A 21,640-nucleotide genomic window follows, 5' to 3' on the forward strand; every position below is an offset into this window, starting at 1 on the left:
ATATGCGGCGGCAGATCGGGTGTCTGGTGTTGGCTTGGGCATCTGTGCAGTGCGCCCATGCCGCACGCCCCGAGGTGGTGATCGACCCCGGCGGCGTACCTCCGGCTGCCATCCAGTCCATAAACGGTGCGGTCGAGGCCATAGTGCGGCTGGCCGAAGACCAGGACGGTGGCGAGGTGGCGCGCCTGCGCCGTCGTGCACGTGAGGCCACGCTGTCCGCTCTTGAAACGCAAGGCTATTTCACACCCACGGTCACGCTCGAGGTCGGTGAAGACGTTGCGGGTGAGACCTGGGACATTGTCATTGAACCCGGTGAGCGCACGCAGGTAGACAGCGTAAACCTGAACTTCAAGGGTCAGATTACCCGGCCGCAGTTTGCCGGACGCGTGCAAACGCTGAAGGATCAATGGCCTTTGAAAGAGGGCATGATTTTCATCAACGAGTCATGGCACGACGCCAAAGTCAGCCTGCTGGATGAAGTCAGTCGCAAGGATTTTTATTTCGCCAGATTGATCAATACCCAGGCCACTATTGATGCGGAAAAGGCCAGCGCGTCTTTGTTTGCCGAGGTGGCCAGCGGTCCCAGGGTGCGCTTGGGGCCCATGTCGGTCAGTGGCCTGAAGCGGGTGCCGTCCAGCCTGATTGAACGCTACGTGCAATATTCGCCGGGTGATCCCTATGATCAGGACCTGCTGGACGAGTGGCAGCAGGCCTTGCAGTCCACCTCTTTCTTTCGCGGCGCGTTCGTGACGCTGGACCAGGATGAGTCCACCCATCGTGTGCTGGCCGACGACGAGCTTGAGTTGCCCGTACACGTGCGAGTCTCCGAGGCGCCGGCCCGGCGGGTAACGACTTCTATAGGTGCCGACAGCGATCACGGGATCCGGGTGGAAGGCCTGTATCGGCAGAATGTTGTCTTTGGCAAGCCGGTCTGGATAGAAACCGGTGCAGGCGTAGACAAAGACAATCAGCGTGCTTTCTTCGATGTGCATCTGCCCCCCACGTCCAACGGCTACAAGGACAGTGTGGGCGTGTTGTTTGAGCACTCTGATGTGGAAGGCGTGGACAACCGCCGGGTGGCTGCAGCCTGGAAGCGTCGCCAGGAGCGCAAGGCCGCAGGTGACAGCCGCGTCGAGTACGAAACGCAGTGGGCGCTGGGCGTTGCCCACGACACGACCAAGATCGATGGCTATGACGATTACGAAGTGCCCTCGGCAGTGGCCACCTGGCAGTGGCTGCGTCGTGATGTTGACAAGAAATATGACCCGCGGGAAGGCAATCTGATTGATTTTGGCGTTGGTGCCGGCATGACGCTGGACCGGGGCGAGCCCTTTTATCGGTCCAGTCTGAGGCTGCAGAAATGGTGGCCGATAGGGCGTCGTGATGTGCTGACTGTGCGCGGCGAGATCGGCAAGGTCTGGGCCGACACCGAGCGTTTGCCGCAAGATTTCAGCTATCGCACAGGTGGCGCCAGAACCATACGGGGATATCGCTATCAAACCATAGGGCTGGATCGTGGCGATGCAGTGGTCGGTGCGCCGGCCTTGGCGGTGGCCAGTGTTCAGTACACCCATTATTTCACCGAGATGCTGGGGATGAACTACTTTATCGATATAGGTGATGCCGCCGAATCGTTCGGCGATATGGATCCGGCGCTGGGCATAGGCGTAGGCCTGGCCGTTCGTACGCCGGCAGGACCCTTTTTTGTCGATGTGGCCTACGGAGAGCGTGACAAGCGCCTGAGGTTGCACTTTTCGCTGGGTATTGCATTTTGAGTCGGCTGTTGAAATGGCTGCGCAGCATTTTCATCTGGACCGGCCCGCTGGCTGTCCTGCTGCTTGCGGTGGCCAGCGGATTTGGCTATTGGGTTCTGGGTACCCCGGCCGGAACGCGTTGGGCCCTGATTACCGTGGCAGAGCAGTTCGAGGGCCAGGCCAGTGGTATTTCGGGCTCGGTGCTGGACGGTTTCCGCGTAGGCCACTATTCATTGGTCTTGCCGGGCACGAACGTCAGGCTCGAGGATTTTCACCTGCAGGCGCTCTGGCACGAGTTGGTGGATGGCAGTCTGCATATCGCCGACCTGTCTGCGGGTTCACTGCAACTGGATTTGCAGAGCTCGGGGGAAGAAACTCCTGGCGAACCATTCAGCATGCCGCCGCTGCCCGTTCGCCTGGCGATTGACAGCCTGGCTGTCGATGAGCTCGAGGTAACGCTCGATGGCGAGCCTCTGCCGGTTCAGGTCGGCAAACTGTCGACTTCGCTTGCGCTGAATCAGTCGGGAGCACAACTGGTGATTCGAAGTCTGGATGTCGGGCACGAACAGTTGAAGGCCGCCCTTTCGGGCGAGGTCAAGTTGCTGGACCTCAGTGACCCCTGGCCCTTGCAGGCGCAGCTTACCGCCAATATAGAGGGGCAGGGCAATGATTCGCCCTTGTGTGCCCATCGCTATCTGCCTGCACTGGGCGAGGGTGACGAGCCGCAGTCCGTGGCCTGCACGCTGGACATCGACACGACACTGGATGGCAGCCTGGAAGCCATGCATGTGGTGCTGAACGGTAACGGGCAGGGTATGAAGGTGGACGTCGATGCGAACCTGACGCCACGCGGCGTGTTTCCCCTGAAAGACGCGGTCGCTGCACTGAAGCTGGCTGACGGCTCGGGCCTGCAGGCGAAGGTGAACTGGGCCACAAGTACCGAAGACGCAGGTATTCGCGACCGATTGACGGGCACAGTCAGTACCGACAAGTTGAATGTGGGGCAACTGGTGGGGGACGTCATTCCAGATTTGTTGCTGACTATGGCGGCCGATTTTGATGTCGAACTGCTGGATCACACCGATTTCCAGCAGGGGCGCGTGGATCTGGATATTCGGGAAGGGTCACGCTGGAACAAGCAAGCCCTGGCGGGACACCTGAAGTCGCAGATCGTGAACAGCGGGCAGTCGGCTCGTACTCCTGTGGCAGAGGTCGAGGATCCCGCCGCGCAGGCCAAAGCGGGGATTGAGCCCGTTCCTGACGTGGCCCAGGATCCGCTCTGGAAGGGGCTGCGACTGGCCGAAGTCGACATGGATCTGCGACTGGGCAAGAACCGGCTTAAGGCCGATGGCGCGCTGGGCATGACGGACAGCCGCATCAATCTGGATTTGTCGGCGCCCGATCTGGATGCCTTCTGGCCTGATTTGCCTGGTGGTGCCGAGCTCAAGGGTGTGGTGGCCGGAGAGCTGGCCAGGCACGAAGCCAATCTGAGGGGGCAGTACACGCCGGAGCAGAGCCGGGAGGGCGGGCTGGGCAAGGCGCCTATGCGCGCCCATATTGCGCTTGAGGGAAGCTGGGGTCGTGCCGACAATTCGCCCGACAGTCCTGAAGGATGGCGCGGCACGCTCACAACACTGGAGGCCGAGCACGCCAGTCTTGGACTCAAGGCAGGTGAGCAGGTACCCATCAGTTTCTTTCCGGGCGTGTTGGCGCCAGCCTGGCAATGGCAGGTCGGAAGTACCCGTCTGGAGCTCCTGATGTCTTCGCGCAATGTGCTGACGCTTCAGCACCAGGCTTCGCGCGGTGGGGAGGGGCGCTGGGAGACACAGGGCGCCATTGATCGCTTGCAGGTGTCGCAGCGCCTGATCGACGATATCCAGAAGTTGCTTGAAATACCGGACCAGGAAAAGCTGGACAGGGGCGGTGTCAAACTCAGAAATGCCAAGGCCAATGCGGGGACGGAAATTGTGCTGGCAGCAGACTGGAACTTGCGGTTTGCAGGTGCCTTGGCCGGACAGGCAAATATCAAGCGCGTTTCAGGCGATGTGATGGTCCCTGCCGAGCCGCCATTCCCGCTGGGCCTGGAAACCATGGAGCTTGCCATCAACGCGCAGCCCACTCAGGGCGCGACCAGTCGCATCACTGCCGATTTGTTGTTGCGCACGAAAAAGATGGGCCGCATCAAGGCCAACGCGACAACGCTCCTGCATTCGCCCGACGGACAGTTCAGTATTAATCCCAAAGACACCAAGGTTGTGAATGTTGATGCCGACATCGGGGATCTGGGCTGGACCAGTCTGTTTCTGGATGACAGCATGGAACTGGGCGGGGCCGTGCAGGCCAGGCTGCAGCTGCAAAGCCAGGCAGACGGCAGCTGGCGCAGCAGTGGCACCATTAACGGTCAGAAGATCAGGGTGGTGCGTATTGATGATGGCATCCGGTTGCTTGATGGCACCTTGTCGGCGCGCCTTGAGGAGGATCGCCTGATCCTGGAAGAGTTGAGCTTTCCGGCGCTGCTGCGCGTGGAGCCCAAGGAGTGGCGCACCGCAGAATGGGTAAGCACCAACCCCGAGGCCAAAGACGGCAAGCTGGTGCTGACAGGTGAATGGTATCTGTTCGAATCAAGAGGCGTGGTCGACATCAACCTGCATCGCTATCCGATTCTGCAGCGCTCCGACCGCTATGCAATGATCAGTGGGAAGTTGCGCCTGTCGGCACAGCTGCCATCCATCGCCATCAGCGGATCGATCACGGCGGATGCGGGGTGGTTTGGCCTGGACATGCTGGGCGGCATACCTACCCTGGACGGCGATGTCGTCGTGCTGCGCCCGGGGCAGGAGCAGGTGCAGCCCAGTGTGCCGATGGACATCTCCATGGATCTGGAAGTGGACCTGGGCAAACGCTTCTATCTGACTGGCTATGGCGTGAACTCGGGCCTGGTCGGGAATCTGCGGATTTCCATGATAGGTGACAAGCTGACGGGCGTGGGCGCCCTGCGAACCCGTGGTGGCGCGATCGAAGCCTACGGGCAGCGCCTGCAGCTACGCCGGGGAACCATCACTTTCCAGGGAGATATCACGAGTCCCACGCTGGATATCGAGGCCTTGCGTACCGGACTGGCGGTCGAGGCGGGCGTACGGGTGGCAGGCACCGCAAGGCGGCCGCGCATAGATCTGGTGTCTTACCCTGCGGTCAGCGAAATCGAAAAGTTGTCCTGGCTGTTGCTGGGGCACGGGCCGGATGACTCAGGAGGCGATGTGGCGCTGCTGTTTTCCGTGGGTACATCGTTTTTGGGTGACGGCGAACCTTTCTATCGAAAGTTTGGTATTGACGAGCTCAGCATGCGTTCGGGCGAGCTGGGCGCTGCGGGCAGCATTCTGCCGGCTGAAAGCGTGGTCAGTGGTCTGGATAGCGGCACCAGCGACATTGAGCGCAAGTTCATACAAGTCAGCAAGGCGGTGGGCGGTGGTGTTACCTTGAGCATAAGGCAGGCTTTGTCCGACACCGGTACGGTCGGCCGGGCCAGCTATCGATTGGCCAGGGGGCTTACGGCTGAAATCAGTGCGGGAACAGTGAATGGGCTGGCACTGATCTACCGCTGGTTTTCCAGGGATTAAGCGGCGTTGAGGCTTGTCATACGCCTTTGGTACGGAAGCGATAAAATACGCGCCATTGTTATAAGGTTAGGGCTATGAGCATAAAAAATGATCGCTGGATACGCAGCGCGGCAGGCAATGGAATGATAGAGCCGTTCGAGCCTGGTCAGGTGCGCACCGTCAATGGCCGGCGTATTGTCAGCTATGGCACCAGCAGCTATGGTTACGATGTGCGGTGTGCCGACGAGTTCAAGATATTCACCAATATCAACTCGACCATCGTCGATCCCAAGGCTTTCGACGAAAAGTCATTTGTTGATTTCAAGGGCGACGTCTGCATTATTCCGCCCAACTCCTTTGCCCTGGCGCGTACGGTGGAATACTTCCGCATTCCGCGCAGCGTGCTGACGGTTTGCCTGGGCAAAAGCACTTACGCCCGTTGCGGCATCATCGTGAATGTGACGCCGCTCGAGCCTGAATGGGAAGGCCATGTAACGCTGGAGTTTTCCAATACCACTCCGCTGCCCGCCAAGATCTATGCGGGCGAGGGGTGCGCGCAAATGCTGTTTTTCGAAAGCGATGAAGTTTGCGAAACCTCTTACCGTGACCGCGGCGGCAAATATCAAGGGCAGCGCGGTGTAACGCTGCCTCGCACTTAGTCTGGGCCAGGCCTGGGAGCCATTAATGAAATTTCGTTTTCCCATCGTTATTATCGATGAAGACTACCGTTCCGAAAATGCTTCGGGATTCGGCATACGTGCGCTGGCAGCGGCCATCGAGAAGGAAGGTGTCGAGGTGCTGGGGGTTACCAGCTACGGTGACCTGAGTTCCTTTGCTCAACAGCAAAGCCGTGCCAGTGCGTTCATTTTGTCGATCGACGATGAGGAATTCGACGTTGATTCGCCAGAAGACGTGGCCAACGCCATCAAGAATCTGCGCTCGTTTATCGGCGAGCTGCGTTTCCGGAATGAAGAAATTCCGATCTATCTGTATGGCGAAACCCGTACGTCGCAACATATCCCGAACGACATCCTGCGCGAATTGCATGGCTTCATTCATATGTTTGAAGATACGCCGGAGTTCGTGGCCAGGCATATTATTCGCGAGGCGCGCTCCTACCTGGATGGCCTGGCACCGCCCTTTTTTCGCGAGCTCGTGAACTATGCTTCCGATGGTTCATACTCCTGGCATTGCCCCGGGCACTCGGGCGGTGTGGCTTTCCTGAAAAGTCCGGTGGGGCAGATGTTCCACCAGTTTTTTGGTGAGAACATGCTGCGCGCCGACGTGTGCAATGCGGTCGACGAACTCGGTCAGCTGCTGGATCACACCGGGCCGGTCGCCGAGTCTGAGTTGAACGCCGCCCGCATTTTCCATGCGGATCACTGCTTTTTCGTGACCAACGGCACGTCTACCTCGAACAAGATCGTATGGCATGCCAATGTGGCGTCGGATGACGTGGTGGTGGTTGATCGCAACTGTCACAAATCAATATTGCACGCCATCACCATGACGGGCGCCATTCCGGTGTTCCTGCGGCCCACGCGCAATCACCTGGGCATCATCGGGCCCATCCCCCTCGAGGAATTCGAACCCGGGAACATACAAAAGAAGATAGAGGCCAATCCGTTTGCGCGTAACGCCAAAGACAAAAAGCCACGCATTCTCACCCTGACCCAAAGTACATACGATGGCGTTATCTACAACGTCGAGATGATCAAGGACACGCTGGGTTCCGAGATCGACACCCTGCACTTTGACGAAGCCTGGCTGCCGCATGCCGCGTTCCACGAGTTCTATCATGGAATGCATGCCATCGGCGCAGGGCGTCCGCGCAGCAAAGATGCCATGGTGTTTGCGACGCACTCCACGCACAAGCTGCTGGCCGGGTTGTCCCAGGCATCCCAGATCACCGTGCAGGACTCCGAAACACGCAAGCTGGATCGCAACGTGTTCAACGAAGCCTATCTGATGCATACGTCGACCTCGCCGCAGTACGCCATCATTGCTTCCTGCGATGTGGCTGCTGCCATGATGGAGCCTCCGGGCGGAACGGCGCTGGTCGAGGAAAGCATTGCCGAAGCGATGGATTTTCGGCGCGCCATGCGCAAGGTTGAGTCCGAGTTCGGCAAGAACGACTGGTGGTTCAAGGTCTGGGGTCCGAATCGCCTGGTATCCGACGGTATAGGCCATCGCGACGACTGGCTGCTGGAATCAGGCGACGAATGGCACGGGTTTGGTGATCTGGCCGAAAACTTCAACATGCTGGACCCGATCAAGGCAACCATCGTGACACCGGGGCTGGATATTTCGGGTACGTTTGCCGAGACCGGCATTCCGGCCGCGCTGGTATCGAAGTACCTGGCCGAGCATGGTGTCGTCATCGAAAAGACGGGTCTTTATTCCTTTTTTATCCTGTTCACCATAGGTATTACCAAAGGACGCTGGAATACCTTGCTGACGGCCTTGCAGCAGTTCAAGGACGATTACGATCGCAACCAGCCCATGTGGCGTATCTTGCCCGACTACTGCAAAGAGCACCGCCGCTACGAAAAAATGGGTCTGCGCGATTTGTGCCAGCAGATTCACGAAGCCTACCGCAAGTACGACCTGGCCCGTCTGACCACCGAGGTCTACCTCAGTGATATGGTGCCGGCCATGAAGCCCTCTGACGCATACGCCAAGATGGCTCACCGTGAAGCCGAGCGCGTTGAGATCGACGCGCTGGAAGGGCGCGTCACCGGTGTATTGCTGACGCCATATCCTCCGGGCATTCCGCTGTTGATTCCGGGCGAACGGTTCAATCAGCGTATCGTGAATTACCTGAAGTTTGCGCGCGAATTCAATGCCAAGTTCCCCGGTTTCGAGACCGATGTGCACGGTCTGGCCCGTGATATCGGACCCGATGGCAAAGAGCGGTATTACGTCGATTGCCTGAAAGAAGACTAAAGGCTTTCGGCAACTTATGAGTCGACCGGCAGAAGCCAGTTTTGATGTGGCCGTCATCGGCGCCGGTGCAGCCGGCATGATGGCGGCTGCCGTGGCCGGCCAGCGCGGTCTTCGTGTGGTCCTGATTGATCATGCGCAACGGCTGGCCGAGAAAATCCGCATATCGGGCGGCGGGCGCTGCAATTTCACCAATATAGGTACCGGGCCAGCCAATTTCCTGTCCCAGAATCCGGATTTTTGCCGCTCGGCCCTGGCGGCCTATACCCCACGGGACTTTATCGAACTGGTCGAAAGGCATGGCATTGCCTGGCATGAAAAGCACAAGGGCCAGCTGTTCTGCGATGACTCCAGTGCAGACATCGTCAACATGCTCAAGAAGGAGTGTGATGCTGGTGGCGTGGCGTGGCGCATGCCGTGCAAAGTCGAGAGCATCGATCTAGGTGGCGGCGGATTCAGCTTGAAAACCAGCCAGGGCACGCTGCAGGCCGGGCAGGTGGTACTGGCAACCGGAGGCATGGCCATCCCCCAGTTGGGAGCGACCGACTACGCCTTGAACATCGCACGACAATTTGGCCTGAAAGTGGTGGAGCCGCGTCCGGCGCTGGTGCCCCTGACTTTCGATGCCCCGTCCTGGCAGGACTTCGCGGTCTTGAGTGGTGTTGCCCTTGAGGTGCAGGTAAAGGTCTCCGTCCCGGCCGGAGCAGGGTCTGCCAAGGGTGGCAAGCGTGGCGGCAAGCCCCGTGAGCAGGCCTTTCTGGAAGACCTGCTGTTTACGCACAGAGGCTTGTCGGGGCCGGCGATATTGCAGATATCCAGTTACTGGAATCCGGGCGAGGCCATACGACTCGACCTGGCCCCCCAGCAAGATCTGGCGCAGGCGCTGCTGCAGGCCAAGCAGGGCGGTCGCCAGCAGCTGGGTACGGTGCTGGCTGGCCTGTGGCCCAAGCGCCTGGCCGAGCAATGGCTGGCTCACGAAGATTTTTCCGCCTCCGACCTGGGGTCACACAGGCTCGCCGACGTTCCCGACCGCGTGCTGCGACTATTGGCCGAACGCATACATGACTGGTCGTTGGTTCCCAGCGGTACCGCCGGCTATAAAAAGGCCGAGGTCATGCGTGGCGGTGTGGACACACGCGGAATAGACCAGAAGACTATGCAGGCGAAGTCGGTGCCCGGCCTGTATTTTGTCGGAGAAGCCGTGGATGTGACGGGCTGGCTGGGCGGTTACAACTTTCAATGGGCCTGGGCTTCAGGAGTTGCCTGTGGCCGGGCCTTGTCCGCAGGGTAGCGGGCGCTCCGGATCCCGACGCAGGATGGGCTTTTTGGCCCACTTTCACTTGGCGAGCCCGGGTTTTCGGGTTATTCTTTGCGGTTGCTGTCATTACACAGAGTGGGAGAGTGCCGGTTTTCGGCCACCGAAGGCGCAATTCGCCCAGAATCGCTCAGGTTCCCCGTACCGCTCGTGTATTGTTGTTTCGTTCCTGAAATTGCAGGGCAGCACTCTGGAGAGACCCGCAATACCTGACAGCATGGTTGGCGGGCGCCGAAGGTGAACACCCGCAAGCTCGGGCTAACTCTCAGGCAAAAGGACAGAAGGGCGGTGCTGGCCAGCAATCAATGGCATGCGTCGTCCTTTTTAATTCCCGTTTTGGAGTCCCCATGTCTAGTGCCTTGAAACACACCCGCCTGCATCCCATACACCTTGAATCCGGTGCCAAAATGGTCGATTTTGGCGGCTGGGATATGCCGGTTGCCTACGGTTCACAACTTGAAGAACACCACGCCGTTCGCCAGGATGCCGGCATGTTTGATGTATCGCACATGCTTAATATCGATATCCAGGGCGAGGGTGCCGAAGATTTCCTCAAGCACCTGCTGGCCAATGATGTTGCCAAGCTTTCCACACCAGGCAAGGCGCTCTATTCATGCATGCTGAACGACGAAGGCGGCGTCATTGACGACCTGATCGTCTATTTTTTCAGCTCCGACGAATGGCGGCTGATCGTCAATGCAGGTACCGCCGACAAAGACCTTGAATGGATCCAGAACGTTGCCCGCTCCGGCAATTTCGATGTCACGATCACCCCGCGGCGCGATCTGGCCATGGTGGCTGTGCAAGGGCCCAGCGCCCGCAACAAGTTCTGGGAGGTGCGCCCTGATTGGGAAGCCGCCACTCATGCATTGTCTGCCTTTACCGGTGCCATGGTCGATGACGACATTCTGGTGGCGCGTACCGGGTATACCGGCGAAGATGGTTTTGAAGTCGTCCTGCCCGGCGATCAGGTCGAAGCCCTGTGGCGCGATCTGTCCGCCAATGGTGTCCGTGCTTGCGGCCTGGGTGCGCGCGATACCTTGCGCCTGGAAGCCGGTATGAATCTGTACGGTCAGGAAATGAACGAGCAGGTCAATCCTCTGGTGTCCGGGCTGGCCTGGACGGTATCGCTGAAAGACACCGAGCGTGATTTCATCGGGCGCAAGGCCCTGGAAAACCTGACCGTTGACAGCACACTGGTGGGCGTCAAACTGCTCGAGCGCGGCGTTATGCGCGGACACATGAAGGTACGCACCGCGCAAGGCGAGGGCGAGCTCACCAGCGGTTCCATGTCGCCAACCATGGGCGTATCCATAGGCATGGCCCGCGTGCCCAAGGGTGCGCAACCCGGCGACCGCATCGAAGTCGAAATTCGCAGTAAATGGGTGCCAGCCGAAGTGGTGAAAATGCCATTCGTGCGCAATGGCAAGGTGATGGCCTGATTCCGGTTGCCGGACTCAGCCATGCATCAACAAACAATCACTATTCAATTACAGGGGTAATCATGAGTATTCCTAGCGACCGTAAATATACGACTTCACACGAATGGGTAAAGGCCGAAGGCGACGTCCTGCTGGTTGGCATTACCGACACTGCCCAGGATCAGCTGGGCGACCTGGTTTTTGTAGGCGATGTCAATCCAGGCGCCGCGCTGGCTGCCGGTGAAACCGCCGGTGTGGTCGAATCCGTGAAGGCGGCATCCGATATCTACGCACCGGTCGACGGCGAGATCGTTGCCTTTAACGAAGCGCTGAACGACAACCCCGACCTGATCAATCAGGCGGCTTTCGATACCTGGATCTTCAAGATCAAGCCCAACAACATGTCGGATATCGACGGCCTGCTGGACGCTGCCGGCTACGAGGCACAGGCAGACGCGAGCTGATTTATGTTACGTGATCTTGACCCTCATTCCGACTTCATAGCCCGGCATGTCGGCCCCTCGCAGGCTGATCAGGCGGCCATGTTGGCCGCCATCGGCGCGCCCGACATACAAAGCCTCATCAATGAAGTCGTGCCGGCCAGCATTCTGAAGCGCGGTGCGCTGAATCTGCCGGCTTCGCGCAGCGAAGCCGATGCGCTGGACGACCTGAAAATGGTTGCGTCACGCAACCAGGTGTTCCGTAATTACATAGGCCAGGGCTACTACGGTACCCATGTCCCCAATGTCATCTTGCGCAACATTCTTGAAAATCCCGCCTGGTATACGGCCTATACGCCGTATCAACCCGAGATTTCCCAGGGGCGTCTGGAAGCATTGCTGAATTACCAGACCATGGTTGCCGACCTGACCGGGCTGGACATCGCCAATGCCTCTTTGCTGGACGAAGGCACGGCAGCCGCCGAAGCCATGACGCTGGCGCGTCGCGGTTCGCGCGCCAAGAGCAAGGTTTTCTTTGCGTCCGTGCACTGTCATCCGCAAACGCTGGAAGTGCTGCGTACAAGGGCCAGCGGCCTGGATATCGAAGTGGTGGTGGGCGACGAGTCGCAAGGTCTGCCCGAATGCTTCGGCGTATTGCTGCAATATCCTCATAGCCTGGGCGGTGTCAGCGACTATCGCGCGTTGACCGAGGCCGCTCATGCGCAAGGTGCCGTGGTGGCTGTCGCCACCGACTTGCTTGCGCTGGCTGTGCTGGCTGCGCCAGGCGAGTGGGGTGCCGATATCGCCGTCGGGTCAGCCCAGCGCTTTGGTGTGCCCATGGGCTTTGGCGGCCCGCATGCCGGGTTCATGGCATGCAAAGATGCCTTCAAACGCAATATGCCGGGTCGTCTTGTGGGCGTGTCCAAAGACAGCCAGGGCGCGCCTGCGCTGCGTCTGGCGCTGCAAACGCGCGAACAGCATATCCGTCGCGAGAAAGCCACGTCGAATATTTGTACGGCCCAGGTGCTGCTGGCAGTTATGGCCGGCATGTATGCGGTATGGCATGGCCCTGCCGGCATCAAGCGCATAGCCGAACGCGTGGCTTATCTGACCGCCTTCCTGGCCAACTCGCTGGAAGACCTGGGTTACACCGTTGCCAGCAAGGATTTCTTCGATACACTGTTGCTTGATACCGGTGATCAAACCCATGCAGTCATCCAGGCTGCACAGGCGGCGGCCATCAACCTGCGCCAGGTCAATGCCGGTCAGGTGGCAGTGTCGCTCGACGAAACGGTTACCGAGACCGACCTTCACAGCTTGCTGACTGTGTTTGCCAAGGCTGCCGGCAAATCGTGGGATGCCTCGGCACAGCATGTCTTGCCGGCCCGTCATGGCATACCCGAAAGCGTGCAGCGTCAGTCGGCCATCCTGACTCATCCGGTTTTCTCGCGCATCCAGTCCGAAACCGACATGCTGCGCTATCTGCGCGCATTGTCCGACAAGGATCTGGCGCTGGATCGAACCATGATTCCGCTGGGTTCGTGCACCATGAAGCTGAACGCCACGGCCGAGATGATTCCGATCACCTGGCCCGAGTTCGGCCAGATTCATCCGTTTGCACCCACTGCTCAAACCCGGGGCTACCAGGAACTGGTCGAGCGGCTGTCGGCGGCGCTGTGTGAAATCACCGGCTACGATTCGGTCAGCCTGCAGCCCAATTCGGGCGCCCAGGGTGAGTATGCCGGCTTGCTGGCGATACGTGGCTATCATCGTGCCAATGGTCAGCATCAGCGTAATGTTTGTCTGATTCCGGCTTCGGCGCATGGCACCAATCCTGCGTCTGCCCAGCTGGCCGGCATGGAAGTGGTTGTGGTGGCCTCCGACAACAACGGTAACGTCGATGTCGAGGATCTGAAAGCCAAGATCGCCAAAGCGGGTGACAGGCTCGCTGCCCTGATGATCACCTATCCATCCACGCATGGTGTGTTTGAAACGGCGGTCACCGAAATCTGCGAGCTGGTTCATGCCGCAGGCGGTCAGGTGTACCTTGATGGCGCCAACATGAATGCCATGGTTGGTCTGGCACAGCCCGGCAAGTTCGGCTCCGATGTGTCGCACCTGAACCTGCACAAGACCTTCTGCATTCCGCACGGCGGTGGCGGACCCGGCGTGGGCCCGGTGGCAGTGCGCTCGCATCTGGCACCCTATCTGCCAGCCGTGCTCGACCCCTCGGGCAAGCTGCCTGACCAGGCACAGGTTGGCCCGGTTTCGGCTGCCCCCTATGGCTCGGCCAGCATTCTGCCCATCTCGTACATGTATATTGTGCTCATGGGTGCCGAAGGTCTGCTGGAAGCAACCGAAACGGCCATCCTTAACGCCAATTACATCGCGGCCCGTCTGCGCGACCACTATCCCATCCTGTATGCGGGTCCCAATGGCCGGGTGGCGCACGAGTGCATACTCGACATCCGTCCCATCAAAGACGCTTGCGGCATCTCCAACGAAGATATTGCCAAGCGTCTGGTCGATTATGGGTTCCACGCCCCAACCATGAGTTTCCCGGTCGCGGGCACGCTTATGGTTGAACCGACGGAATCGGAAGGCCTGGCCGAACTCGATCGCTTTATCGATGCCATGATTTCGATACGCGCCGAGATTGCCCAGGTCGAACGGGGCGAGGTCGATGCCCAGGACAACGTCCTGTGCAATGCGCCACACACGGCGCAAATGCTGCTGGCGGCTGAATGGCATCACGATTACACGCGTGAGGCCGCCGCTTATCCCCTGGCCAGTTTGCGTGATGGCAAGTACTGGCCGCCGGTGGCGCGGGTTGACAATGCCTGGGGCGACCGCAATCTGGTGTGCTCCTGCCCGCCCATGGAAGCCTATGCATCTGAAGGCGAAGTAGCAGAGTCGTCTGCGGTCTGACCGGAATAACGCCGGCCTGAAGCAATGTCGGGTGTCCTTTGCAGGACACCCGGCATTTTCTTTGCAGATCCGGCAGGCGCAGGCCTGACCGGACGCAGTATCAATCGACCGTTTTCAGGACATCTTCGATTTTCTGGAAGATCTCGTGGATCTGGCCTTCTTCGATGATGAGCGGTGGCGAAATGGCAATGATGTCGCCGGTGTAGCGTACCAGCAGGCCCTGATCAAAGCATTTGGCAAAGACTTCGGCGGCGCGGGCACCCGGGGCGCCTTCACGCGGTTGCAGCTCGATGCCTGCGACCAGTCCCAGGTTGCGTACGTCGATGACGTGGCGTGCGCCCTGTAGTTTGTGGGCCGCGTTCTCGAAGGTGGGCGACAAGTCTTTGGCGCGCTCGAACAGGCGATCTTTTTCGTAAATGCCAAGGGTAGCCAGAATGGCTGCCGTGGCCATGGGGTGGGCCGAGTAGGTATAGCCATGGAAGAACTCGATGCCGCTGGCCGCAGCACTGACAATGGTGTCGTGAATGTTGCGACGGACCGCCACGGCACCTGCGGGTATGGCGGCGTTGCTGATGCCCTTGGCCATGGTGATCAGGTCGGGCGTTACGCCGAAGAACTCACTGGCCGTCGAGGCACCCAGGCGACCGAAACCGGTTATGACTTCATCGAAAATCAGCAAGATGCCATGCTTTTCAGTAATGGCCCGCAGCTGTTCCAGGTAACCCTTGGGAGGAATAAGCACGCCGGTGGAGCCAGCCATGGGCTCGACGATGACGGCAGCGATGGTCGAGGCATCGTGCAGGGCAATAATGCGTTCGAGTTCGTCGGCAAAGTGCTTGCCCCAGGCGGGTTGGCCACGCGAGTAGGCATTTTTGGAAAGGTCGTGCGTATGTGGCAGATGATCGACGCCCGGCAGCAACGCGCCGGAGAATGTCTTGCGGTTGGGCGATATGCCGCCTACCGAAATGCCACCGAAACCCACACCATGGTAGCCGCGTTCGCGACCGATCAGTCGTGTGCGTTGCCCTTCGCCGCGTGCGCGGTGGTAGGCGAGCGCGATCTTGAGCGAGGTGTCGACGGATTCGGAACCGGAATTGGTAAAGAAGATGCGGTCCATGCCTTCGGGCATGAGCTTGGCAATGGCCGACGCTGCGCGGAAGGAATCCACATGCCCCAGCTGGAAGCTGGGCGCATAATCAAGCTCGGCCGCCTGCTGTGAAATCGCATCGACAATTTCCTGGCGTCCGTGTCCGGCATTGACGCACCACAGGCCAGAGGTGGCATCCAGTACCTGCTGGCCGGTACTGGAGGTGTAATACATGCCTTTGGCCTTGGTCAGCAAACGGGGTTGTTCCTTGAACTGACGATTGGCAGTGAAAGGCATCCACAGGTTTGAAAGGTCAGGGATGTTGGCTTGGCTGGTCATGATGTAGGCCTCAGGGCAATAAAGTATCGATAAGACAACGGTTTTTCGAGTATTCTCGTCCGGCTGCCAGGCTAAATACATATACAGTTGAATGAATAATGTAAAACTGTAGTGGTAAAATTAGAGTAATCGTATAGATTTTGGTGTCACATGCAGTTATTCTTCGAACCCGTGCGTGACCGCAAACAGGCCGTATCCCTGGTGGATCAAACGGTAGAGGCCATAGAGCTGGCCATACGCCAGGGTTTGTTGCGACCCGGCATGCCCGTGCCGTCCATACGTCAGTTTGCCAAGAGCCATGGCCTCAGCACCTTTACTGTATCGGCCGCTTATAGCCGGCTGGTGGCAGGCAACCTGCTGACCGCCCGCCCCGGATCCGGATATCGTGTTGCGCGAACCGCGCGCAACGAGGCGCCTGTGGTGGCCCCCGCAAGCTGGGTTCCGCCGCGCATAGGCGCTTCGTGGTTATTGGCCGACATCTTTGCTGATCACTCTATTCCCATCAAGTCGGGCTGTGGCTGGTTGCCTGCCGAATGGCTGAACGAAGCCGGCCTGCAGCAGTCGCTGAAACAGGTGGCCAGGACACCGGTCAACCAGGTTGCAGGCTACGGTCATCCTTACGGTTATCATCCCCTGCGCGAGTATATACAGCTGCGTCTTGATCAGCATGGTCTGCCGCTGTCCAGCGATGAGATCCTGCTGACGCAAGGCGCATCGCAAGGTCTGGACATTGTCATCCGTACCTTGCTCAGGCCCGGCGATGTCATTGCAGTCGAACAGCCTTGTTATGCCAACTTCCTGCAGTTATTGCGTCAGGCCGGACTCAAGGTGCTCAGTGTGCCGCGCGACGGTAATGGTCTGTGCCTGGATACGCTGGACCGTCTTGCGCGCCAGCACAACATCAAGGCGATGTTCGTCAATACGGTCCTGCAGAATCCTACTGGCACTAGCCTTGGCATGAGCAATGCCTTCAGGCTGCTGCAACTGGCCGAGCAATATGATTTCCGGGTCATCGAAGACGATGTCTCACGCGATCTGATGCCGGGGCTCGGGCCCATGCTGGTAGCGCTGGCGGGCACAGGTCGGGTGGTCTATGTATCGGGTTTCTCGAAAAGCATCATGCCGTCCATGAGGGTGGGCTATGTCGTGGCCAATGCCACGCTGCTCAAGGAGTTTGCAAAAACCAAAATGGCCATGGGGCTTACCAGCCCCGAGATGATGGAACGCATGGTGCATCAGGTGCTCAGCCAGGGGCGGCATCGGGCCCATTTGCAGCGAGTGCAAGAGCGGCTGCGGCAGGCGCATGATGAATTGGGCCTGCTGATGGACAAACACGGTTTCGAAGTGCTTGATCGTCCACAGGCCGGATTGTTCCTGTGGGCCCGACCGGGCGGCGGGCAGTGGCGTGAGCAGGGTGCCAGCCGGTTGGCCGAATTGGCGCTCAAGGATGGCATCTGGCTCGCTCCGGGTTCCTATTTCGATCCCGAGCAAGCCGATACGGGTTGGATACGCTTTAACGTGGCTTACTCGCTGCATCCCGCGCTATGGCGGTTCATGCGCAAGGCAGGCGCGGCGGCCTGACGCCGGATCAGGTCCGGCCCGCTCCGTGTCAGGCGCGCCGATAAGTCACGAAATCAAAAGCCAGGCCATTTTCTTCCGGCTGAGGCAGCCTTTCAATTTCCTGCCAGGTATTCGCGTCGAGCGCGGGGAAGTAGGTGTCGCCTTCGATGTCAGACTTGATCTCGGTAGCAATGATTTCATCTGCCACATCCAGCGCGTGGCGAAACACCTGCTCGCCGCCGATGATGCATATCTTTTCGGCGTTTGTGTTCGCGCAGGCAGCCAGTGCAGCGTTCAGTGATGGATGCACCGAGGCGCCGTCCGCCCGATATTCGGGGTTGCGGCTGATGACCAGGTTGGGGCGCCCCGGCAGGGGGCGGCCCAACGACAGCCAGGTGTTGCGTCCCATCACGATGGGATGTCCCAGAGTCACACGCTTGAAATGCGCCAGATCGGATGGCAGGCGCCAGGGCAGGGTGTTGTCGCGCCCGATGACGCGATTTTTCGAGTAGGCGACGACTAGCTGGACAATAGGAGAGGTCATGGGCAGCGTGATGAAAACCTAGACGGCAACAGGAGCCTTGATATGAGGGTGTGATTCGTAGCCCACAATTTCAAAGTCTTCGTAGCGGTAATCGAAAATGGAATCCGGCTTGCGTTTGATGTTCAGCCTGGGGTAGGGATAAGGCTTGCGCGAGAGCTGCAGTTCGACCTGTTCCATGTGGTTGCTGTACAGGTGGCAATCACCACCCGTCCAGATGAAGTCACCGACCTCAAGATTGCATTGCTGGGCCATCATATGGGTAAGCAAGGCATAGCTGGCAATATTGAAAGGCACGCCCAGGAATATATCGGCGCTGCGCTGGTACAGCTGGCACGACAGCTTGCCGTCGGCCACATAAAACTGAAAGAACGCATGGCACGGAGGCAGCGCCATATTCGGTATTTCGGCCACATTCCAGGCGGAAACGATCAGGCGGCGCGAATCCGGGTTGTCCTGGATTTGCTGCATCACTTGCGCGATCTGATCTATGTGCCGGCCGTCGGGTGTAGGCCAGGAGCGCCACTGAACGCCGTAGACCGGCCCAAGGTCGCCGTTCGGAGCCGCCCATTCGTCCCAGATCGAGACGCCTTGCTCTTGCAGCCAGCGCACATTCGAGTCGCCGCGCAAAAACCACAGCAGCTCGATGAAGATGCTTTTTGTGTGGAGCTTCTTGCTGGTGACCAGGGGAAACCCGGCTGACAGGTCAAAGCGCATCTGGTGGCCGAAAACAGAGCGGGTGCCAGTGCCGGTTCTATCGGTTTTTTCTGTGCCGTGCTCGTAGACATGGCGCATGAAATCTTCGTATTGATGCATGTTGGCGAGCCTTAGGCTTCCACTACCGTAACGGAATGAGTGATTTCGGCAGTCTTGGCCAGCATGGCCGATGCCGAGCAGTATTTTTCGTGCGAGAGCTGGACGGCACGCTCGACGGCGGCAACGGGCAGGTCCTTGCCAGTCACGGTGAACGAGAAATGAATCCTGGTAAAGACTTTGGGGTCGGTCTCGGCGCGCGTGCTTTCCAGTTTGACCTGGCAGCCGCTTACCTTGTGACGGCCGCGCTTGAGTATCAGCACCACGTCGTAGGCTGCGCAGCCACCTGTACCGGCCAGCAGCATTTCCATTGGGCGTGGTGCCAGATTGTTTCCGCCACCGTCGGGGGCGCCATCCATGGCTGTGACATGGCCGCTGCCTGTGCGGGCCACGAACAGCATGCCATCCGGGCCGCCCCAATCTATTGTGCATTTCATTATCGCGTTCCTGCATTTTTCGCTGAAGGCTCAATCATAACCATAAACGGGATTACCAATGTTTGAAGTAGGGACATGCTGAAGGCTCGCCCGCCTGATCGCATAGAATATGGCATTTATATCGTTCAACGATATAATTACGGTTTTAGCCCAGGCCATTTTGCGGTTTGTTTCAAGCAGGAAATCATGAATACCATCACGATACTGTTGCTGACATTCATACTTTCGGTCACCGGATTGTTTGTTTTTATCTGGTCATTGCGAAAGAAGCTCTTTGACGATAATCCGGCAGCTGCCAACGTTATCTTCACGGAAGGTGAAATAGGCAAGGTGGAAGAGCCCGCCGCGACGCGGGACCAGCACCAGGCCTTGCAGCAGGTGGTTGACGACAGTTACACCGGTACGGTCGATCCCGAGCGTGATGCCCGTATGAAGGCTGAGCTTGAAGACCGTCTGCGCGCCGATGGGTCGACCAAATATGTCACCTTTGTGTTTCTGTCCTGTGCGGTGGTGTGGTTGATCTTTGCGTCGACCGCCGGGCTGATCAGTTCCATCAAGCTGCACGAGCCAGACTTCCTTTCCGGATATGCCTGGCTTACCTTTGGGCGCATCCGCACCTTGCATCTGAATGCGGTGGCCTACGGTTGGGCTCCCATGGCGGCGTTTGGCATTGCCATCTGGACACTGCCGCGATTGCTCAAGACCGAACTCATGGGCGGGCGTTTTGCCTTGCTGGGTGCGATGCTGTGGAATGCTGCATTGATCGCCGGTCTGGGCAGTGTTGCGGCGGGATTCAACGACGGGCTTGAGTGGCTGGAGATTCCCTGGCAGATTGATATTCTGTTTGTTGTAGGCGGCGCTTTGATAGGCCTGCCGCTGGTCTTTACCCTGCAAAACCGCAAGGTCGAGCACTTATATGTGTCGATCTGGTACATGGGTGCTGCGCTTTTCTGGTTTCCGGTGCTGTTCCTTATTGGCAATTTGCCGGGCGTGCACTTCGGCGTCGAGGCCGCCACCATGAACTGGTGGTTCGGGCACAACGTACTGGGCCTGTTCTACACGCCCGTAGCCCTGGCGTCGGTCTATTACTTCTTGCCCAAGATCATAGGTCGCCCGATACAGTCGTATAACCTGTCGTTGCTGGGTTTCTGGGCGCTTGCATTCTTTTACGGGCAGGTTGGTGGCCATCATCTGGTCGGAGGGCCGATACCGGGCTGGCTGGTTACTTTGTCTATCGTGCAAAGCATGATGATGATCGTGCCGGTGCTGGCGTTCTCGGTCAATCAGCATCTGACCATGCGTCATCATTTCAAAACCTTGATCTACTCGCCGACGCTCAGGTTCATAGTGCTGGGCGGCATGATGTACACGCTGAGTTCTGTACAAGGCTCTTTCGAAGCCTTGCGCAGCATCAATACCATCACCCACTTCACACATTTCACCGTTGCGCATGCACACCTGGGCCTGTATGGCTTCTTTTCACTGGTCATGTTTGGTGCCATCTATTTTGTGATGCCCAGGGTGATGTCCTGGGAGTGGCCGTATCCGAAGCTCATCGCCCTGCATTTCTGGCTGGTGGTGCTGGGCTTTGGTATTTATTTCGTGGGTTTGTCCATAGGTGGCTGGCTGCAGGGTGTGGCCATGCTGGATGCATCTGTGCCGTTCATGGAGTCTGTGCGGGTGACGATTCCTTATCTTGAAAGCCGTTCGATTGGCGGCGCGCTGATGACATTGGGTCACATTGTGTTCGCCATCCACTTTGCAAGCATGACCTTGCGATATGGACGCAAGCGTGTCGGCCCGGCCCTGTTTCATGGGCGCCGTACCCAGGTGGGCACCGCGAGCGTGGAGGCCTGAGTATGGAAAACGAATACAAGTTGTTGGGCGGGGCCATGGTCACGCTGGCATTGGCTACTTCGACGCTGGTGATCGTGCCTTATCTGCAGTTGTCGGACGTTCAGCCGTCTGAAGGTCTGCAGCCTTACACCTCGGCACAGCTGCGCGGTCGACAGCACTATATAGAAAACGGTTGCGTGTATTGCCATTCCCAGCAACCCAGGGCTCAGTCACAGGCGCCTGATTTCAAGCGCGGCTGGGGGCGTGCGCCGGTTGCCGGCGACTATTACTACGACAATCCGCATCTGTTGGGCACCATGCGCACGGGTCCCGACCTGCTGAACGTCGGCGCCCGTCAGCCCAGCGTTGACTGGAATCTGGGGCATCTGTACCAGCCACGCGCTTATGTGCCGGGCAGCATCATGCCTTCCTATCCGTACATGTTCGAGATCAAGGACAAGGCGCAAGAGGGTGACAAGGTCGTCAATCTGCCGCCTGGTTACGCGCCGGTGGGGCAAGTGGTTGTGGCGCGACCCGAGGCGCTGGACCTGGTTGAGTACTTGCTGGCCCTGGATCGCACTTATCCGGTCAAGCCGCCTCCTGAAGAGGCCCGCTAGTGTCATGTTGAAC

15 protein-coding genes and 2 riboswitches are annotated in these 21,640 nt (G+C 58.7%); of the genes, 11 read left to right on the forward strand and 4 right to left on the reverse strand.

Annotated elements, in window-relative coordinates:
* Window positions 1-2: 2 nt before the first annotated feature.
* From LKR43_RS00290 to gcvP, 8 genes are all read left to right on the forward strand, one after another.
* Window positions 3-1,775: an autotransporter assembly complex family protein gene (locus LKR43_RS00290; protein WP_227681797.1), complete on the forward strand. Its 1,773-nt coding sequence runs from the start codon at window positions 3-5 to the stop codon at window positions 1,773-1,775.
* The gene (locus LKR43_RS00295; protein ID WP_227681799.1) at window positions 1,772-5,371 is read left to right on the forward strand and encodes a translocation/assembly module TamB domain-containing protein; all 3,600 of its coding nucleotides are present in this window, start codon (window positions 1,772-1,774) and stop codon (window positions 5,369-5,371) included. Before LKR43_RS00290 ends, LKR43_RS00295 begins: the two co-directional genes overlap by 4 nt.
* Before the next feature lie 74 nt (window positions 5,372-5,445).
* Window positions 5,446-6,009 (forward strand): dCTP deaminase, encoded by a 564-nt coding sequence (dcd, locus tag LKR43_RS00300; RefSeq protein WP_227681801.1) that lies wholly within the window; start codon window positions 5,446-5,448, stop codon window positions 6,007-6,009.
* Between the two features lie 25 nt (window positions 6,010-6,034).
* Window positions 6,035-8,296 (forward strand): arginine/lysine/ornithine decarboxylase, encoded by a 2,262-nt coding sequence (locus LKR43_RS00305; protein WP_227681803.1) that lies wholly within the window; start codon window positions 6,035-6,037, stop codon window positions 8,294-8,296.
* A gap of 16 nt (window positions 8,297-8,312) precedes the next feature.
* Window positions 8,313-9,584, forward strand: a complete 1,272-nt coding sequence (locus LKR43_RS00310; protein ID WP_227681805.1) for an NAD(P)/FAD-dependent oxidoreductase — start codon at window positions 8,313-8,315, stop codon at window positions 9,582-9,584.
* Window positions 9,585-9,677: 93 nt separating this feature from the next.
* Window positions 9,678-9,765, forward strand: a riboswitch (glycine riboswitch).
* A 23-nt stretch (window positions 9,766-9,788) separates the two neighbouring features.
* Window positions 9,789-9,899: riboswitch (glycine riboswitch) on the forward strand.
* A gap of 56 nt (window positions 9,900-9,955) precedes the next feature.
* On the forward strand, window positions 9,956-11,050 hold the full coding sequence (gene gcvT, locus LKR43_RS00315; RefSeq protein WP_227681807.1) for a glycine cleavage system aminomethyltransferase GcvT: 1,095 nt from the start codon (window positions 9,956-9,958) through the stop codon (window positions 11,048-11,050).
* 62 nt (window positions 11,051-11,112) lie between these two features.
* Window positions 11,113-11,493, forward strand: a complete 381-nt coding sequence (gene gcvH, locus LKR43_RS00320) for a glycine cleavage system protein GcvH (RefSeq protein ID WP_227681809.1) — start codon at window positions 11,113-11,115, stop codon at window positions 11,491-11,493.
* Window positions 11,494-11,496: 3 nt separating this feature from the next.
* Window positions 11,497-14,397 carry an aminomethyl-transferring glycine dehydrogenase gene (gene gcvP, locus LKR43_RS00325; RefSeq protein WP_227681811.1) on the forward strand — a complete coding sequence of 967 codons (2,901 nt, stop codon included), beginning with the start codon at window positions 11,497-11,499 and terminating at the stop codon, window positions 14,395-14,397.
* Between the two features lie 100 nt (window positions 14,398-14,497).
* Here the strand turns inward: gcvP and LKR43_RS00330 are convergent, their stop codons facing one another.
* Window positions 14,498-15,823 (reverse strand): aspartate aminotransferase family protein, encoded by a 1,326-nt coding sequence (locus tag LKR43_RS00330; RefSeq protein ID WP_227681812.1) that lies wholly within the window; start codon window positions 15,821-15,823, stop codon window positions 14,498-14,500.
* Window positions 15,824-15,973: 150 nt separating this feature from the next.
* On the opposite strand from LKR43_RS00330, the gene LKR43_RS00335 reads away from it, so the two are divergent.
* The gene (locus LKR43_RS00335; protein WP_227681814.1) at window positions 15,974-17,404 is read left to right on the forward strand and encodes a PLP-dependent aminotransferase family protein; all 1,431 of its coding nucleotides are present in this window, start codon (window positions 15,974-15,976) and stop codon (window positions 17,402-17,404) included.
* A 28-nt stretch (window positions 17,405-17,432) separates the two neighbouring features.
* On the opposite strand, the gene LKR43_RS00340 is transcribed toward LKR43_RS00335, so the two are convergent.
* The 3 genes from LKR43_RS00340 to LKR43_RS00350 are packed head-to-tail and all read right to left on the reverse strand — an operon-like array spanning window position 17,433 to window position 19,174.
* Window positions 17,433-17,927, reverse strand: a complete 495-nt coding sequence (locus LKR43_RS00340; RefSeq protein WP_370632041.1) for a dihydrofolate reductase — start codon at window positions 17,925-17,927, stop codon at window positions 17,433-17,435.
* Between the two features lie 18 nt (window positions 17,928-17,945).
* Window positions 17,946-18,740: a thymidylate synthase gene (locus LKR43_RS00345; protein WP_227681816.1), complete on the reverse strand. Its 795-nt coding sequence runs from the start codon at window positions 18,738-18,740 to the stop codon at window positions 17,946-17,948.
* Between the two features lie 11 nt (window positions 18,741-18,751).
* Window positions 18,752-19,174 (reverse strand): OsmC family protein, encoded by a 423-nt coding sequence (locus LKR43_RS00350; RefSeq protein WP_227681818.1) that lies wholly within the window; start codon window positions 19,172-19,174, stop codon window positions 18,752-18,754.
* Between the two features lie 186 nt (window positions 19,175-19,360).
* Between LKR43_RS00350 and LKR43_RS00355 the strand changes: the two genes are divergently transcribed.
* The gene (locus LKR43_RS00355; RefSeq protein ID WP_227681820.1) at window positions 19,361-21,031 is read left to right on the forward strand and encodes a cbb3-type cytochrome c oxidase subunit I; all 1,671 of its coding nucleotides are present in this window, start codon (window positions 19,361-19,363) and stop codon (window positions 21,029-21,031) included.
* Window positions 21,032-21,033: 2 nt separating this feature from the next.
* Window positions 21,034-21,627: a cbb3-type cytochrome c oxidase subunit II gene (locus tag LKR43_RS00360; protein ID WP_227681822.1), complete on the forward strand. Its 594-nt coding sequence runs from the start codon at window positions 21,034-21,036 to the stop codon at window positions 21,625-21,627.
* The last annotated feature ends 13 nt before the right edge of the window (window positions 21,628-21,640 follow it).

Source organism: Pusillimonas sp. MFBS29, assembly GCF_020687695.1.
In the GTDB taxonomy this organism is placed as follows: Bacteria; Pseudomonadota; Gammaproteobacteria; order Burkholderiales; family Burkholderiaceae_B; genus Pusillimonas_C.

Bases quoted from the DNA above. Each gene is read 5' to 3' on its own strand.
- dcd (WP_227681801.1), top strand. From the start codon at position 5,446: ATGAGCATAAAAAATGATCGCTGGATACGCAGCGCGGCAGGCAATGGA.
- LKR43_RS00355 (WP_227681820.1), top strand. From the start codon at position 19,361: ATGAATACCATCACGATACTGTTGCTGACATTCATACTTTCGGTCACC.
- LKR43_RS00335 (WP_227681814.1), top strand. From the start codon at position 15,974: ATGCAGTTATTCTTCGAACCCGTGCGTGACCGCAAACAGGCCGTATCC.
- gcvT (WP_227681807.1), top strand. From the start codon at position 9,956: ATGTCTAGTGCCTTGAAACACACCCGCCTGCATCCCATACACCTTGAA.
- LKR43_RS00290 (WP_227681797.1), top strand. From the start codon at position 3: ATGCGGCGGCAGATCGGGTGTCTGGTGTTGGCTTGGGCATCTGTGCAG.
- gcvP (WP_227681811.1), top strand. From the start codon at position 11,497: ATGTTACGTGATCTTGACCCTCATTCCGACTTCATAGCCCGGCATGTC.
- LKR43_RS00340 (WP_370632041.1), bottom strand. From the start codon at position 17,927: ATGACCTCTCCTATTGTCCAGCTAGTCGTCGCCTACTCGAAAAATCGC.
- LKR43_RS00330 (WP_227681812.1), bottom strand. From the start codon at position 15,823: ATGACCAGCCAAGCCAACATCCCTGACCTTTCAAACCTGTGGATGCCT.
- LKR43_RS00360 (WP_227681822.1), top strand. From the start codon at position 21,034: ATGGAAAACGAATACAAGTTGTTGGGCGGGGCCATGGTCACGCTGGCA.
- LKR43_RS00310 (WP_227681805.1), top strand. From the start codon at position 8,313: ATGAGTCGACCGGCAGAAGCCAGTTTTGATGTGGCCGTCATCGGCGCC.
- LKR43_RS00350 (WP_227681818.1), bottom strand. From the start codon at position 19,174: ATGAAATGCACAATAGATTGGGGCGGCCCGGATGGCATGCTGTTCGTG.
- LKR43_RS00305 (WP_227681803.1), top strand. From the start codon at position 6,035: ATGAAATTTCGTTTTCCCATCGTTATTATCGATGAAGACTACCGTTCC.
- LKR43_RS00345 (WP_227681816.1), bottom strand. From the start codon at position 18,740: ATGCATCAATACGAAGATTTCATGCGCCATGTCTACGAGCACGGCACA.
- gcvH (WP_227681809.1), top strand. From the start codon at position 11,113: ATGAGTATTCCTAGCGACCGTAAATATACGACTTCACACGAATGGGTA.